Origin of the sequence: Pseudomonas sp. CCOS 191 (assembly GCF_001007005.1) — a bacterium.
Classification (GTDB): Bacteria; Pseudomonadota; Gammaproteobacteria; order Pseudomonadales; family Pseudomonadaceae; genus Aquipseudomonas; species Aquipseudomonas soli.
Window position 1 is genome coordinate 4,351,004 of record NZ_LN847264.1, and the last position, 13,007, is coordinate 4,364,010.

Sequence of the window (13,007 nt, forward strand, 5' to 3'; positions counted from 1 at the left end):
ACGCATGGAGCCGCTTTGCCTAGGCAATCGGCCGTTCCTGCTTGACGCCCCAACCCTCGACCTCGCCGCCATGGGGCGACACGAGCCGTTCAAAGGCCTGTTCGAAGGCACCGATGCCGCCATGGGTGGCGTACATCACCTTGCTCAGTTCCAGATGCCAGGCACCGTCGTCGCGCTCGCTCACCTGGGCGCTGAGCGACTCGCCACGGAACTGCACGGCCGCCCGGCGTGCGGCGGCCTCGTCGGGAAACACGGCATAGAACTCGATGGGATGAATACGGGTGAAATCGAAACCGCCAGCTTTCATCTGGCGCAGGACACTGCTGCTGATGTCGTCGTATTGGCTGCTCATGAAACGTCCTCCTGCAAAGCAATGGATAGACTTTCAGTGCACAAAGCACCTGCCTGGCAAGCGTGCCATGCCTGGCAATTCGAGCTGATGCAAGACGCGAGTGGAATCGACGCGGACCCGCAGATTTGGCCGGCGCCTGTCTCCAGCGTAGTGCCTGTGCAGGCACTGCGCCAGAGCGTGGCGGCTCAGGGTAGCTGGCGAATGGTGGTGATGGTCACGCCGCTCTGCTCCTTGAGCCAGCGTGCCGTGGGGGAAAAGCTGCGATCCTGGAAGTCATTGAGGTCAAGTTCATCCATGAGCGGGAACAAACGCGAACGGATGGCGCGTGCGGCGTCCTCCTCGCTGGGGCATTGCTCGGCATTGAGCAGCAGCGTCTGCGGCTCGCCCTTCTGGTCGGCAAAGCTGACTTCCCATGCTTTCATCGATCAGCCCTCGCTGGCACAACAGTGAATGGAACTGCGTACTAGCTTGACCATGACACAGCGGCAAATGTTCAGCCGCGTGCATGAAACCGCATGAAAAAAGCCCGCCGGTCAACGGCGGGCTTCCTTGGGCCACTCGGCGCTACTACTTCGGCGTGCCGTGAACGACACCGGCGGTGTTGTCCAGCAGGCTCTTGGTGGCCGTCTGGATGTACGCCTCGAGCTTCTTGAGCATCTCCGGCTGGTCGGGGCTGTCGATCAGCTCGGCCTTGAACTCGCGGCCCAACTGGTAGCGGTACATGCGCGGGGTCATGTCCTTGGACTCGATGAGGATACGGTCGCCCTGCACCAGGCCGACGATCTGCTCGCTGCCCGACGGCTTGATCATGCCCACGCCCTGGTCGCCCTCAGGCAGGTTGAGCAGGTCGCGCCCCCAGCACTGATGGCGAGCCTGGCCACCGAGACGGCCCATGATGGTCGGCACGATGTCGACCTGAGTGCCCACGGTGTGGTTGACCGCGCCGAACTTCTCCTGGATGCCTGGGGCGATCAGCAGCAGCGGCACGTTGAAGCGGCCCAGGTCCAGCTCGGTGACTTGCTGGTGGTTGCCGAAGCCGTGGTCGCCGACGATGACGAACAGGGTGTCCTTGAAGTACGGCTCCTTGCGCGCCTTCTCAAAGAACTGGCCCAGCGCCCAGTCGGAATAGCGCATGGCGGTCAGGTGCTCGTCCAGGCGGCCCTGCCCGGTGACTTTCTCCACCGGCAGGTCCTTGGGCAAGGCATACGGGGTGTGGTTGGAGAGGGTCTGCAGCAGCGCGTAGATCGGCTTCTTGCCGTCATGCTTGGCCAGCTCTTCGTTGCCACGGTCGAACATGTCCTGGTCGGACACGCCCCAGGTCGGGTCGGAGAACACCGGGTCGACGAAGTCATTGCGGCCGATGAAAGTGGTCATCCCCTGGTTGCCGAAGAATCCGGACTGGTTGTCCCAGGCGAAGTCGCCGTTGTAGACGTAGACGTCGTCATAGTCGCGGGCACTGAGCAGCGCCGGCAGGCCGGACAGCTTGTGGCCGCCTTCCGGGGTCTGCATCAGGTATTCGAAGCCCGGCAGGTTGGGGAAGCAGGCCATGGTGGCGAACATGCCCTGGTGGGTATGGGTGCCGTTGGAGAAGAAGCGGTCGAACAGCAGACCCTCCTTGGCCAGCTTGTCGAAGTACGGGGTGATGTTGTTCGGGCTGCCCAGGGCGCCGACCGAGTGACCGGCGAAACTTTCCATGAGGATCACCACGACGTTCTTGACCCCCAGCGTGTTCGCCGCAGGCGGCACGAAGTCACGGCGGATCGCGGCCTCGTCGGCATCGACCAGGGTGTCGTTGGCGGTCAGCAGCTGCTCGCGCACGGTCTGGGTGGCCAGCGGCTGGTCGAGTACGGGCTTCCAGATGTTGGCGCGGTCTTCGCCGAAGCGGCTCTTGGCGGCATCGATCAGGGTCAGGGTGCCGTTCAGGCCCAGCTGGTTGACGAAGTTGGAGTCGGTGGTGAAGGCATCACCCCAGCGCATCGGCGGGCCCTGGCGCAGGGTGCCGCGGGCGGCGACCACGGCCACCAGCAGGACCACCATGAACACCGCCAGGCGACCGTACCAGGGCGCCAGCTTACGGCTGCCCGACAGCTGGGCGCTGCCGTTGCCGCGGGTCAGGCGGTCGATGCCCTTGAACAGCAGGCTCAGCAGCCAGGTACCGACCAGCCAGGCCAACAGGTAGCGGACCACCGGGAAGCCGTACCAGAGCATGCTCATGACGGTCTTGGGGTCTTCCTTGATGTACTGGAACACCAGGCCGTTCAGGCGCTGGTGGAACTCGCGGTAGAAGTCCATCTCCATCAGGCCGAGGAACATCACCACGCTCGAAGCGATGGTCAGCCAGAAGCGGAACAGGCCACGGCGGGCCATCAGCCAGGGGCTGAGCAGCGCCAACAGCAACGGGATGCTGATGTACACCACCACGCGCAGGTCGAAGCGCAGGCCGTTGAAGAAGCCCTCGGCGACTGTCGAGTACGGCGTGTCGCCGATCATGTCGCTGTTGTAGACCAGCAGCGCCAGGCGCACCAGGCTGAGCATCAGCATGATCACCAGGCCACTGAGCAACGTGTAGGCCAGGTGGGATTTCAGGGTCGGCGAGAACGAGCCTCGCACACCCTGTTGCTTCAAGGCGTCCGTGTTAGCCATGAATGGAGAGGTCCTAGGATTGCGGTTTGCGGGAAGGCGAAAGCGCCAATAGCCTGGTGGTCTGGCCCTTGTGGGCAAGGTGAGACCAAGGCCGCATTGTGCGGCGCGGATTTTCAAAAATCGAGTGTGAAAATTTTGTCGAGAGCAGCCTGCCCTTACAAAGTTACACAGTTGGGGGGCGGGGCCTCAGATCCGCACATTGCCCCGTGGCCCGGCGATCGCCCAGATGATCAGCCCCAGCACCGGCAGCAGCAGGATCAGCAAGATCCAGAGCACCTTGATCCCGACCTCGGCGCCGCTCTTGAGCACATTGAGAATGGCCCAGATGTCCAGGGCCAGGATGATCAGGCCGACCAGGCTGTTGAAGGTGGACCCCATGGTGCAGCTCCCGCACGGTGTGTGTGCCCCAGAGCATAGCTGGCTATGGCCCCGATAGAAGGGAATCCTTGGCGGCGAATGCCGGTCAGTGAATAAACTGCTGCCATCCACTGCCCAGAGGTCCGCATGCCCCCCGCCCACACCCAAAGCGCCGCCCCCGACTCACTGTTCAGCGCCTGGCGGCAACAGGCGCTGCAAACCCCTTGGCTCAGCGCCGGCCTGCTGCTGAGCCTGCTGGCCATCGGCGCATTGCTGCTGGCGAGCATCTGGAACGCGGTCAACGGCGATCATGCCGACCACCTGCACCTGGCACTGCTCGGCGGCCTGTCCGGCTTCGGCGCCACCGCCCTGGGCGCGGTGCTGGCGGTGATCCTGCGCGACGTCAGCGCGCGCACCCAGGACGTCATGCTCGGTTTTGCCGCCGGCATGATGCTCGCCGCCAGTTCGTTTTCACTGATCCTGCCGGGCCTGGATGCTGCCCGCGAGATCACCGGCAACGGCCCGGCGGCGGCCTTCACCGTGGTGCTGGGCATGGGCCTTGGGGTGCTGCTGATGCTGGGCCTGGACCGCTTCACCCCGCACGAGCATGAAAGCACCGGCCCCTGCGGCCCGCAGGCCGAGCGGGTAAGCCGGGTTTGGCTGTTCGTGCTGGCAATCACCCTGCATAACCTGCCCGAGGGCATGGCCATCGGCGTGAGTTTCGCCAACGGCGACATGGCCATCGGCCTGCCGCTGACCAGCGCCATCGCCATCCAGGACATCCCCGAAGGCCTGGCCGTGGCCCTGGCCCTGCGTGCCACGGGGCTGTCGAACTTCAAGGCGGCGCTGGTGGCGATCGGCTCGGGGCTGATGGAACCGCTAGGCGCGGTGATCGGCCTGGGCATCTCCACCGGCTTTGCCCTGGCCTACCCGATCAGCATGGGCCTGGCGGCGGGGGCGATGATCTTCGTGGTGTCCCACGAGGTGATCCCGGAAACCCACCGCAACGGGCACCAGACCGCGGCGACGCTGGGGTTGATGGGCGGTTTCGCGGTGATGATGTTCCTCGATACCGCGCTGGGTTGACAGGCCGGTCGCGCAGCCCGCTTCCACGGGCTGCGCGACGGCTACGGCTCAGATGTGCACTGCCACCTTCAGCGCTTCCAGCGCCGGCTCCACCTTGATACCAACGGCTTCGCCCAGCTCCAGCACACGGGCCAGGTCGTGCTGCCCGACCATGATCATCTGCAGCTCATCGTCGAGCAATTGGCTGAAGTTCAGCAGCACGTAGCCACCGGCTTCCTTGTTCAGCGCGCCCATCTGCACCTGGATGCGGTTGAGCGCGGTGAGCGCCTCGGTGCGCGCCAGCTGCTTGGGCTTGAGGGTGAAGGGCACGCTCTTGTCGAACGAGTCGCTGATCTGCTGGAACAGCTCCTGGTAGCTGTCGGCCTGGAACAGCACGGTATCGGGCAGGCTGCCGACCACCACCCATTCACCCAACGGGAACGGGAAGCTGTCGTCGTAGTTGATGTCCGGATTGGCGGCGAGGAAGGCGGCGGGGTCGGCGTAGGCCTCGGCGGCCTCGGCGGCGATGCGCTCGATGTCCTCATCGCGCATGCAACCGGCGCCGATGAGGCTGATGAATTCGAGCAACTGGTCTTTCATGGGGGGGCCTGCGGTTGACGTGAAAGGCGCCAAGGATAGCCGCAAAAGCCCCCGGGCAGTTAGCCGGCCAATGCTTCCAGACGTGCCGCGCTATCCACCGCACCCATGGTGCGGGCCGCCATCAGCGCAGTGGCGCCGGCGGCATCGCGGTGCGCGGGGTCGGCACCCTGGGCCAACAGATAGTCGATGATCTCCAGGCGGTTGAACATCGCCGCCAGCATCAATGCGCTACGACCGTCCGCGGCGGCGGCATCCACCGGCACGCCGTGTTCCAGCAGCAGTCGGATCATCGCCAGGTCGCCCTTGAAGGCGGCGCCGGCTATGGGCAACTGGCCGTTGTCATTGGCGATCAGCGGATCGGCACCATGGGCCAGCAGCACCTGCACGGCGTCATGGTGACCGTGGTAGCTGGCCAGCATCAGCAAGGTGTCGCCCTTGTGGTTGCGCAGGTTGGCGGGCAGGCCGTTATCGAGCAGGCGGCCGAGCATTGTCGCGTCGCCGCGGCGGGCGCGCTCGAAGACCTCCTCGGCGAAGGCCGCGGCTTCTTCCGTGGTCATGGTGGCGGGCTGGTGATCGGACATCGGGAACCTCCTGGCATCTGGCAATGGGCCAAGTGTCCATCAGGCAGCAATGACAGGTCCAAGGTTCAGATTCTATCGGCGGCAGAGAGCCAGGCTATGACCGTGCAAAATGCACTGTGCAAAATGCACGGGCGTGCAGAATGCAATACAGGCACCTGCAAAAACAAATATAAATTATTGATTTATAAGAATTTTATTTTAAGCCCAGGCTGGCACGGTCACTGCAATCATCAACTCAAGTCTGCCAGTACAACAGTCAGGAGTTGATATGGACCTCATCCAGCAAAAATTCGCCTCGCTCTTCGCCGCCTACCAGGTTGCCACCCAGCCGCGCCCCGACGGCGGCGTGCTGCTGACCCTGCGCGCCAGCGACGGCGTGGTGACCCGCCGGGTGCTGTCCTATGCGCAACTGCACAGTGCCGAGCAACTGTCGTGGGCCATCAGCGCCATCCGCCGCGACCTTGCCGAACAAGCCAGCGAGCTGCCGGTGATTTCCATGCTGCAGAGCCAGCAACGCTTCGCCCTGCCGACCTACCGCTAAGCGCGTAACCTGTTCGCGGGGCAGCTTCCGCTCACCCTTGGAGAGTGTGAGCAGAAGCTGCCCCGCGAGTTCATTCAGAGTTCATCGAAACCAGCAAATTGCCGCGCCATGGCATCCCCGGTGAAGCGTGGCTGCACACTCTGCTCGCTGCCGAACAGGCGCAGGGCCAGGCAGAATGGGCTGGCCCCCAGGTCCAGCCAGCGATGCGTGCCGGCCGGCACCAGCAGCACGTCATCTTTCTCGCACAGCACGGCATACACCGCGCCGCCCAGGCGCAGGCTGACCTGTGCACGCCCGCTGATCACCGCGAACACTTCATCGCTGTCATGTACATGCTCATCACGCAGGTCGGCCTGGCTCAAGTCGGCGCCATCGCGGCTGAGCACGCCAAATACCACGCTGCCGTGCTCGGTCATCAGTTGGTCGAGCGGCCCACGGCACGCCGCGACCACTTCATCCTGGCTGCTGCCCGGGCGCAGGCGCGCGCCGGACTGCCAGCGGCCGAAGCGCACGCCCTGCTCGGCCAGGGTCGCGGCGATGTCGTCGTGGTGGGTCAGCACCTTGTGCGGCAGGTCCGGGCTGGACAGATCGAATACGCTGAGGATGCTCATCAGGGGTGGTTCCTGCTTTCTTTGAGTCGGAAGGCAATGATAACGGCTGCCGCGAGCGCCGCGACGCTGGCCATACCAAAGGTGAAGTGTGGGCCCAGCAGTTTCCAGCTGTAGCCCGAGTACAGTGCGCCCAGGGCACCGCCAGTGCCTGACAGCGCCGCATACAGCGCCTGGCCCTGGCCCTGCTGGCGAGCGCCGAAACTGGCCTGGACGAAGGCGATGGCCGCGACATGGAAACAGCCGAACGTGGCCGCGTGCAATACCTGGGCGAACACCAGCACCGCCGGGATATCCGCCAGGTTGCCGAGCAACAACCAACGCAGCGCGGCCAGCAGGAAGCTGGCCAGCAGCACCTTGCGCACCGAGCAGCGGGCGAAGATCCGGCTCATGACCATGAACACCAGCACTTCGGCCACCACGCCAAGCGCCCATAGCACGCCGATGGCGCCGCGGCTGTAGCCCAGGTGCTCCAGGTGCAGGGTGAGGAAGGTGTAGTACGGTCCGTGGCTGAGCTGCATGAGGGCCACGCACACATAGAAGGCCAGTACCCCAGGCGCCCGCACCTGCCTGAGAAAGCCCCCTGCACCGCGCTGCTCGGCCTGCTCGAGGGGTTGCGCATTGGGCACCCAGAGGCTGGCAACGACGATACCGGCCATGATCGCCACCAGCGCCAGCGGGTAGATGTCCAGGCTCAGCCATTCGAACAGGCGCCCGAGGCCTACCACGGCGAGGATGAAGCCGATCGAGCCCCATAGCCGTACCTGGCTGTAACGCGAGGTCTGGCCGTGCAGGTGGGCCAGGGTGATCACTTCGAACTGCGGCAGCACCGCGTGCCAGAAGAAGGCGTGCAACGCCATGACCAGCGCCAGCCAGGCGTAGCTCTTGCCGAAGAAGATCAGCGAGAAGGTCGCCAGGGTCGACAGCGCGCCCAGGCGCACGATCAGCAGGCGCTGGCCGCTGCGGTCACCGAGCCAGCCCCACAGGTTGGGGGCCACGCAGCGCATGAGCATGGGGATGGCCACCAGCTCGCCGATGCGCGCCGGGGAGAAGCCCAGGTGGTCGAAGTACAGGGCCAGGAACGGCGCGGTGGAACCGAGCAGAGCGAAGTAGAAGAGGTAGAAGCTGGAGAGGCGCCAGTAGGGGATGGAGGACATCGTTCGGCCCTTGGTGATGACCTGTTCCTGCCCTATCGCCGGCAAGCCGGCTCCCACAGGATTACCGCAGGCTTGAGCCCTGCAGCGGACCTGTGGGAGCCGGCTTGCCGGCGATAGGGCCAGCGCAGGCGGATCAGAGCTGGCCCAGTACCGGGGTGCCCACCTTCACTTCGGCATTCTGCGCACGATGGCGCAGCAGGTGGTCCATCAGCGCAATGGCCATCATCGCCTCGGCGATCGGCGTGGCGCGGATGCCGACGCAAGGGTCGTGGCGGCCCTTGGTGATCACCTCCACCGGGTTGCCGTCGACGTCGATGGAACGGCCCGGGGTGGTGATGCTCGAGGTCGGTTTGAGCGCCAGGTGGGCGACGATCGGCTGGCCCGAGGAAATGCCGCCAAGGATGCCGCCGGCGTTGTTGCTGAGGAAGCCCTCGGGCGTCATCTCGTCACGGTGCTCGGTGCCGCGCTGGGCGACACTGGCGAAACCGGCGCCGATCTCCACACCCTTGACCGCGTTGATGCTCATCAAGGCATGGGCCAGCTCGGCGTCGAGGCGGTCGAAGATCGGCTCGCCCAGGCCCGGCATCACGCCTTCGGCAACCACGGTGATCTTCGCCCCCACCGAATCCTGGTCGCGGCGCAGCTGGTCCATGTAGGCCTCGAGCTCCGGTACCTTGTCCGGGTCGGGGCTGAAGAAGGCGTTTTGCTCCACCGACTCCCAGGTCTTGAACGGGATCTCGATCGGCCCGAGCTGGCTCATGTAGCCGCGCACGCGGATACCCTGGGTGGCCAGGTACTTCTTGGCGATGGCGCCGGCCGCCACGCGCATGGCGGTTTCGCGCGCCGAGCTGCGGCCACCGCCACGGTAGTCGCGGATGCCGTACTTGTGGTGGTAGGTGTAGTCGGCATGGGCCGGGCGGAACAGGTCCTTGATCGCCGAGTAGTCCTTGGACTTCTGGTCGGTGTTGCGAATCAGCAGGCCAATCGAGCAGCCGGTGGTACGGCCTTCGAACACGCCGGAGAGGATCTCCACTTCGTCCGGTTCCTGGCGTTGGGTGGTGTGCCGGCTGGTGCCGGGCTTGCGCCGGTCGAGGTCGTGCTGCAGGTCGGCAAGGGAGATTTCCAGGCCAGGCGGGCAGCCGTCGACAATGGCGACCAACGCCGGGCCATGGCTTTCGCCAGCGGTGGTGACAGTGAACAGCTTGCCGTAGGTATTGCCGGACATGGACGCTCCGCGAATCAGCCTGAAGTGAACGAAAGCGGCAGTATACGGAAAACCGCGTGGCTGTGGTTGCCCTGCGATGGGGCCCGCGAACCTTCAGGATGACCCACGGTCGAATCAGCAACGTCCCACGTAGTACCCCGCCCATGAAGTCGCGCCTCGCCGCCCTGCTCCTGCTGTTCTGCACCTGCCTCGCCCAGGCCGCCCCCACCGTGCTGCAACGTCCCATCGACCTGGACACCGGCCAGGGCGTGCTGCATGGCAGCCTGCTGTTGCCGCAGCAGGCCACGCCGCCCCCGGTGGTACTGATCATCGCCGGCTCCGGCCCTACCGACCGCGATGGCAACAACCCTGCCGCCGGGCGCATCGACAACCTCAAGCGCCTGGCCCTGCTGCTGGCCGGCGAACACATTGCCAGCGTGCGCTTCGACAAGCGCGGCGTGGCCGCCAGCCAGCCGGCCACCCCCGACGAACGTGACCTCAGCGTCGAGCGCTATGTCGCCGACGTGGTGGCCTGGGGCCGCGCACTCAGGCAGGACCCACGCTTCGGCCCGTTGATCCTGGTCGGCCACAGTGAAGGCGCGCTGATCGCCAGCCTCGCCGCGGAGCAGGCCGGCGCCAGCGCGGTGATCACCCTGGCCGGCAGCGGTCGGCCGGTGGCTGACGTGCTGCGCGAGCAGCTGGCCCAGCGCCTGCCGCCGGCGCAATTGCCCGCCGGCGTGGCGCTGATCGACCGGTTGCAGGCCGGGCAGACCAGCCTCGACGTACCCGCGCCGCTGCGCCAGGTGTTCCGCCCCAGCGTGCAGCCGTACCTGATCACCTTGTTGCACCAGGACCCTGCGGCGGCCTTCGCCCGGCTCAAGGTGCCCGCGCTGATCGTCCAGGGGCGTAACGACATCCAGGTGGAGGTAGCTGATGCCGAGCGCCTCAAGGCGGCCAAACCCGACGCGCAACTGGCGCTGATCGACGGCATGAACCATGTGCTGCGCATCAGCCCCCGGGACATGAGCCAGCAGCGTGACAGCTACCGCAACCCCGAGCTGCCGCTGGCGCGCGAGCTGGGCGAGCGCATCGTCCTGTTCATCCAAGGGTTGCCGCAGGCCTGAGACCTGTCCTCAGGTATTGCCCGGGCCTGCCGATAACGCGGCTGAGAAGGCAGTGATCGCGGCCTACGCGCCCGGCCGCCGTGCACCTGAGGACCCCCTGATGACCGATGCCCCCGCCGCCGAGGCGACCGAAGAACAAGCGCCGGAAAGCGCCCCGCAGCCCTGGGCGGACCTTGCCGCCGAGCACTTCCAGCTGCTGCGCCTGGCGCCGCTGCCGACCGACCGCAACAGCGGCGCCCGCCCGCTGCGCTTTGTCCAGTTCGGCTACGCCGAGCGCCACGACAAGGCCCACAGCCTGTTGCGCATGGAAATCCGCCTGCCTGGGCAGAAGGTCCGCAAGGAACAGAACCAGCTGGACATCCGCGTCGACCACGAAACGCGCACGGTGCGCATCGGCGACCCGGCCGGCCTGCAGCTCGAGCCCCTCAACCGTGGCGTTGGCCGCTACCTGCTGGCACAGGCGGTGCAATGGCTGCAGCACCGCTGCTCGCACTATCGGGTCGAGGGCATGAGCCTGCCGAACAAGGACGCCCTGAACGAAGACACTCGCCTGCGCCGCGACCATGTCCTGAGCAGCGTCGGCATGGCGGTGGAGTACACCGACGGTCAGTTGCTCAAGGGACGCCTGGTGGAGACGCCGGTGGGCCAGCTCAAGGGCGGCTGGAACACCGAGAAGGTGCAGCGCGTGGACAACCTCGAGGCCGCCGGCATGCTGCAGCAGGCCGAGCAGAACCTGATGGAGAAGGAAGCGCAGCTGCGCGAGCGTGACGAACGCGTGGCCAAATACCGCCGCGAAGACAGCGGCTTGCGCTTTACCATCACCTGCCTGGTGGCCTTCGCGGTGTTCCAGGCCGGGCTGCTGATCTGGATCGCCACCCGCTGACAGCTGGGGCCGCCAGGCGGCCCATCGCCGGCAAGCCGGCTCCCACCCCGACCGCGCCGCCTTCAGGCCAAGCGCCATCCTGTGGGAGCCGGCTTGCCGGCGATGGGCTGCGCAGCAGCCCTGGCTACTCAAGAAGGGTCAGACCCGCGCCTTGAACAGCTCCTGATGCTGCCGGCACTGTTCGGCCGTCAGCATGAACACCCCGTGCCCACCGCGCTCGAATTCCAGCCAGGCGAAGTCCACCTCGGGATAGAGCGACTCGACGTGCACCTGGCTGTTGCCTACCTCGACGATCATCAGGCCCTTGTCGGTCAGATGGTCGGCCGCCTCGGCCAGCATGCGCCGCACCAGGTCCAGGCCATCGTTGCCGCAGGCCAGGCCCAGTTCGGGCTCGTGGTGATACTCGGCCGGCATGTCACCGAAGTCCTCGGCATCGACATACGGCGGGTTGGACAGGATCAGGTCGAAACGCTGCCCCGGCAGCCCGGCGAAGCCATCGCCCTGCACGGTGTACACACGCTCTTCCAGGCCATGACGCTCGATGTTCTGGTTGGCCACCGCCAACGCATCGAAGGACAGGTCGGCCAGCACTACTTCGGCGTCCTGGAACACATCGGCGGCGACAATACCGATGCAACCGGAACCGGTGCACAGGTCGAGGATGCGCGCAGGCTCGGCGGCCAGCCAGGGCTCGAAGCGTTTCTCGATCAGCTCGCCGATGGGCGAGCGCGGCACCAGCACACGTTCGTCGACGATGAACGACATGCCGCAGAACCAGGCCTCACCCAGCAGGTAGGCGGTCGGCACACGTTCTTCGATACGGCGCTTGAGCAGGTGCTGCAGGCGTACCCGCTCATCATCCTCGAGTGCGCAGTCCAGATAGCTGTCGGCCACCTCCCAGGGCAGGTGCACCGCGCCGAGCACCAGCAAGCGGGCCTCGTCCCAGGCATTGTCGGCGCCGTGGCCGAAGAACAGTTCATGCTCATGGAAGCGGCTGACCGCCCAGCGGATGTGGTCGCGCAGGGTGCGCAGGCGGGATGTGATCACGGGGTACTCCTTTTCAGACAGGACAAAAGTCTAACAGCCCACACCGCACAAATGTTCGCCCCGATGCCCGAATGGATAGCCACAAGCCAGTAACCACGCCGCCTGCGCTGTCAACCATTCACATTGGCGCCAAGGCAAGGGAGAATAGGTCCACAAAAGCCCTACCCAAGGAGCCCTTGATGTCCGTTCCAACCACGATGTTCCGCCTCACTGGCCGCGACTACCCGCCGGCCAAGCTGAGCCAAGCCAGCCTGATCGTCATCGATGCGCAGAAGGAGTACCTGAGCGGTCCGCTGGCGCTGTCGGGCATGGACGAGGCCGTGGCGAACATTGCCAGGTTGCTCGACGCCGCCCGCAAGGCCGGCCGCCCGATCATCCATGTCCGCCACCTCGGCACCGTTGGCGGTCGCTTCGACCCGCAGGGCCCGGCCGGCGAGTTCATCCCCGGGCTGGAGCCGCGCGAAGGCGAGGTGGTGATCGAGAAACGCATGCCCAACGCCTTCAAGAACACCAAGCTGCACGAGACCTTGCAGGCATTCGGCCCGCTGGACCTGATCGTCTGCGGTTTCATGAGCCACTCCAGCGTCAGCACCACCGTGCGCCGCGCCAAGGACTATGGTTATCGCTGCACCCTGGTCGAAGATGCTTCGGCGACCCGTGACCTGGCCCTGAAGGACACCGTGATCCCCGCCGCGCAGATCCACCAGTGCGAGATGGCCGTGATGGCCGACAACTTCGCCTGCGTCGCCCCCACCGCCAGCCTGGTCTGAGCCACGACCGCCCGGCGGACGGGCGGAACCCCAAGGTGACCCGCAGGTCGAAATCCGGATCAGCACCACCCGATC

The 13,007-nt window shown here is 65.7% G+C and carries 15 protein-coding genes; 5 read left to right on the forward strand and 10 right to left on the reverse strand.

The genetic code is table 11. The features are described 5' to 3' along the window. Positions 1-19 precede the first annotated feature (19 nt). The 4 genes from CCOS191_RS19305 to CCOS191_RS19320 all read right to left on the reverse strand — a co-directional run bounded on the left by CCOS191_RS19305 (position 20) and on the right by CCOS191_RS19320 (position 3,373). Positions 20-352 (reverse strand): ribonuclease E inhibitor RraB, encoded by a 333-nt coding sequence (locus tag CCOS191_RS19305; protein ID WP_038705647.1) that lies wholly within the window; start codon positions 350-352, stop codon positions 20-22. A 185-nt stretch (positions 353-537) separates the two neighbouring features. Then, the gene (locus tag CCOS191_RS19310) at positions 538-774 is read right to left on the reverse strand and encodes a hypothetical protein (RefSeq protein ID WP_023629732.1); all 237 of its coding nucleotides are present in this window, start codon (positions 772-774) and stop codon (positions 538-540) included. Positions 775-919: 145 nt separating this feature from the next. Further along, positions 920-2,995, reverse strand: a complete 2,076-nt coding sequence (locus CCOS191_RS19315; RefSeq protein WP_046856583.1) for an LTA synthase family protein — start codon at positions 2,993-2,995, stop codon at positions 920-922. A 186-nt stretch (positions 2,996-3,181) separates the two neighbouring features. Then, positions 3,182-3,373, reverse strand: coding sequence for a PLDc N-terminal domain-containing protein (locus CCOS191_RS19320; RefSeq protein ID WP_023629733.1), 192 nt, complete (start codon positions 3,371-3,373; stop codon positions 3,182-3,184). A 126-nt stretch (positions 3,374-3,499) separates the two neighbouring features. Between CCOS191_RS19320 and CCOS191_RS19325 the strand changes: the two genes are divergently transcribed. After that, the gene (locus CCOS191_RS19325; protein ID WP_046856584.1) at positions 3,500-4,438 is read left to right on the forward strand and encodes a ZIP family metal transporter; all 939 of its coding nucleotides are present in this window, start codon (positions 3,500-3,502) and stop codon (positions 4,436-4,438) included. Between the two features lie 48 nt (positions 4,439-4,486). On the opposite strand, the gene CCOS191_RS19330 is transcribed toward CCOS191_RS19325, so the two are convergent. Then, positions 4,487-5,017 carry a hypothetical protein gene (locus CCOS191_RS19330; RefSeq protein WP_046856585.1) on the reverse strand — a complete coding sequence of 177 codons (531 nt, stop codon included), beginning with the start codon at positions 5,015-5,017 and terminating at the stop codon, positions 4,487-4,489. Between the two features lie 59 nt (positions 5,018-5,076). Continuing rightward, positions 5,077-5,598 (reverse strand): ankyrin repeat domain-containing protein, encoded by a 522-nt coding sequence (locus CCOS191_RS19335; protein WP_046856586.1) that lies wholly within the window; start codon positions 5,596-5,598, stop codon positions 5,077-5,079. Positions 5,599-5,866: 268 nt separating this feature from the next. On the opposite strand from CCOS191_RS19335, the gene CCOS191_RS19340 reads away from it, so the two are divergent. Continuing rightward, the gene (locus CCOS191_RS19340; RefSeq protein ID WP_046856587.1) at positions 5,867-6,139 is read left to right on the forward strand and encodes a DUF3509 domain-containing protein; all 273 of its coding nucleotides are present in this window, start codon (positions 5,867-5,869) and stop codon (positions 6,137-6,139) included. Between the two features lie 74 nt (positions 6,140-6,213). On the opposite strand, the gene CCOS191_RS19345 is transcribed toward CCOS191_RS19340, so the two are convergent. The 3 genes from CCOS191_RS19345 to aroC all read right to left on the reverse strand — a co-directional run bounded on the left by CCOS191_RS19345 (position 6,214) and on the right by aroC (position 9,129). After that, complete coding sequence (locus CCOS191_RS19345) at positions 6,214-6,750, reverse strand: oxidase (protein WP_046856588.1); 537 nt, start codon at positions 6,748-6,750, stop codon at positions 6,214-6,216. Continuing rightward, complete coding sequence (locus CCOS191_RS19350; protein ID WP_046856589.1) at positions 6,750-7,904, reverse strand: MFS transporter; 1,155 nt, start codon at positions 7,902-7,904, stop codon at positions 6,750-6,752. Before CCOS191_RS19350 ends, CCOS191_RS19345 begins: the two co-directional genes overlap by 1 nt. A 133-nt stretch (positions 7,905-8,037) precedes the next feature. After that, a complete protein-coding gene (gene aroC, locus CCOS191_RS19355) occupies positions 8,038-9,129 on the reverse strand; it encodes a chorismate synthase (protein WP_046856590.1) in 1,092 nt (363 codons plus the stop codon). Positions 9,130-9,272: 143 nt separating this feature from the next. On the opposite strand from aroC, the gene CCOS191_RS19360 reads away from it, so the two are divergent. Together CCOS191_RS19360 and CCOS191_RS19365 are read left to right on the forward strand one after the other, a co-directional pair. Then, complete coding sequence (locus CCOS191_RS19360; RefSeq protein WP_046856591.1) at positions 9,273-10,232, forward strand: alpha/beta hydrolase; 960 nt, start codon at positions 9,273-9,275, stop codon at positions 10,230-10,232. Between the two features lie 100 nt (positions 10,233-10,332). After that, on the forward strand, positions 10,333-11,115 hold the full coding sequence (locus CCOS191_RS19365) for a hypothetical protein (RefSeq protein ID WP_046856592.1): 783 nt from the start codon (positions 10,333-10,335) through the stop codon (positions 11,113-11,115). A gap of 138 nt (positions 11,116-11,253) precedes the next feature. On the opposite strand, the gene prmB is transcribed toward CCOS191_RS19365, so the two are convergent. After that, the gene (prmB, locus tag CCOS191_RS19370; RefSeq protein WP_046856593.1) at positions 11,254-12,162 is read right to left on the reverse strand and encodes a 50S ribosomal protein L3 N(5)-glutamine methyltransferase; all 909 of its coding nucleotides are present in this window, start codon (positions 12,160-12,162) and stop codon (positions 11,254-11,256) included. 179 nt (positions 12,163-12,341) lie between these two features. Here prmB and CCOS191_RS19375 point away from each other — a divergent pair, with 179 nt between their 5' ends. Further along, positions 12,342-12,932 (forward strand): cysteine hydrolase family protein, encoded by a 591-nt coding sequence (locus CCOS191_RS19375; protein WP_046856594.1) that lies wholly within the window; start codon positions 12,342-12,344, stop codon positions 12,930-12,932. Positions 12,933-13,007: the final 75 nt, after the last annotated feature.

Excerpts from the sequence above, each read along its gene's own strand:
- CCOS191_RS19305 (WP_038705647.1), bottom strand. The coding sequence starts at position 352 with ATGAGCAGCCAATACGACGACATCAGCAGCAGTGTCCTGCGCCAGATG.
- CCOS191_RS19310 (WP_023629732.1), bottom strand. The coding sequence starts at position 774 with ATGAAAGCATGGGAAGTCAGCTTTGCCGACCAGAAGGGCGAGCCGCAG.
- CCOS191_RS19315 (WP_046856583.1), bottom strand. The coding sequence starts at position 2,995 with ATGGCTAACACGGACGCCTTGAAGCAACAGGGTGTGCGAGGCTCGTTC.
- CCOS191_RS19320 (WP_023629733.1), bottom strand. The coding sequence starts at position 3,373 with ATGGGGTCCACCTTCAACAGCCTGGTCGGCCTGATCATCCTGGCCCTG.
- CCOS191_RS19325 (WP_046856584.1), top strand. The coding sequence starts at position 3,500 with ATGCCCCCCGCCCACACCCAAAGCGCCGCCCCCGACTCACTGTTCAGC.
- CCOS191_RS19330 (WP_046856585.1), bottom strand. The coding sequence starts at position 5,017 with ATGAAAGACCAGTTGCTCGAATTCATCAGCCTCATCGGCGCCGGTTGC.
- CCOS191_RS19335 (WP_046856586.1), bottom strand. The coding sequence starts at position 5,598 with ATGTCCGATCACCAGCCCGCCACCATGACCACGGAAGAAGCCGCGGCC.
- CCOS191_RS19340 (WP_046856587.1), top strand. The coding sequence starts at position 5,867 with ATGGACCTCATCCAGCAAAAATTCGCCTCGCTCTTCGCCGCCTACCAG.
- CCOS191_RS19345 (WP_046856588.1), bottom strand. The coding sequence starts at position 6,750 with ATGAGCATCCTCAGCGTATTCGATCTGTCCAGCCCGGACCTGCCGCAC.
- CCOS191_RS19350 (WP_046856589.1), bottom strand. The coding sequence starts at position 7,904 with ATGTCCTCCATCCCCTACTGGCGCCTCTCCAGCTTCTACCTCTTCTAC.
- aroC (WP_046856590.1), bottom strand. The coding sequence starts at position 9,129 with ATGTCCGGCAATACCTACGGCAAGCTGTTCACTGTCACCACCGCTGGC.
- CCOS191_RS19360 (WP_046856591.1), top strand. The coding sequence starts at position 9,273 with ATGAAGTCGCGCCTCGCCGCCCTGCTCCTGCTGTTCTGCACCTGCCTC.
- CCOS191_RS19365 (WP_046856592.1), top strand. The coding sequence starts at position 10,333 with ATGACCGATGCCCCCGCCGCCGAGGCGACCGAAGAACAAGCGCCGGAA.
- CCOS191_RS19375 (WP_046856594.1), top strand. The coding sequence starts at position 12,342 with ATGTCCGTTCCAACCACGATGTTCCGCCTCACTGGCCGCGACTACCCG.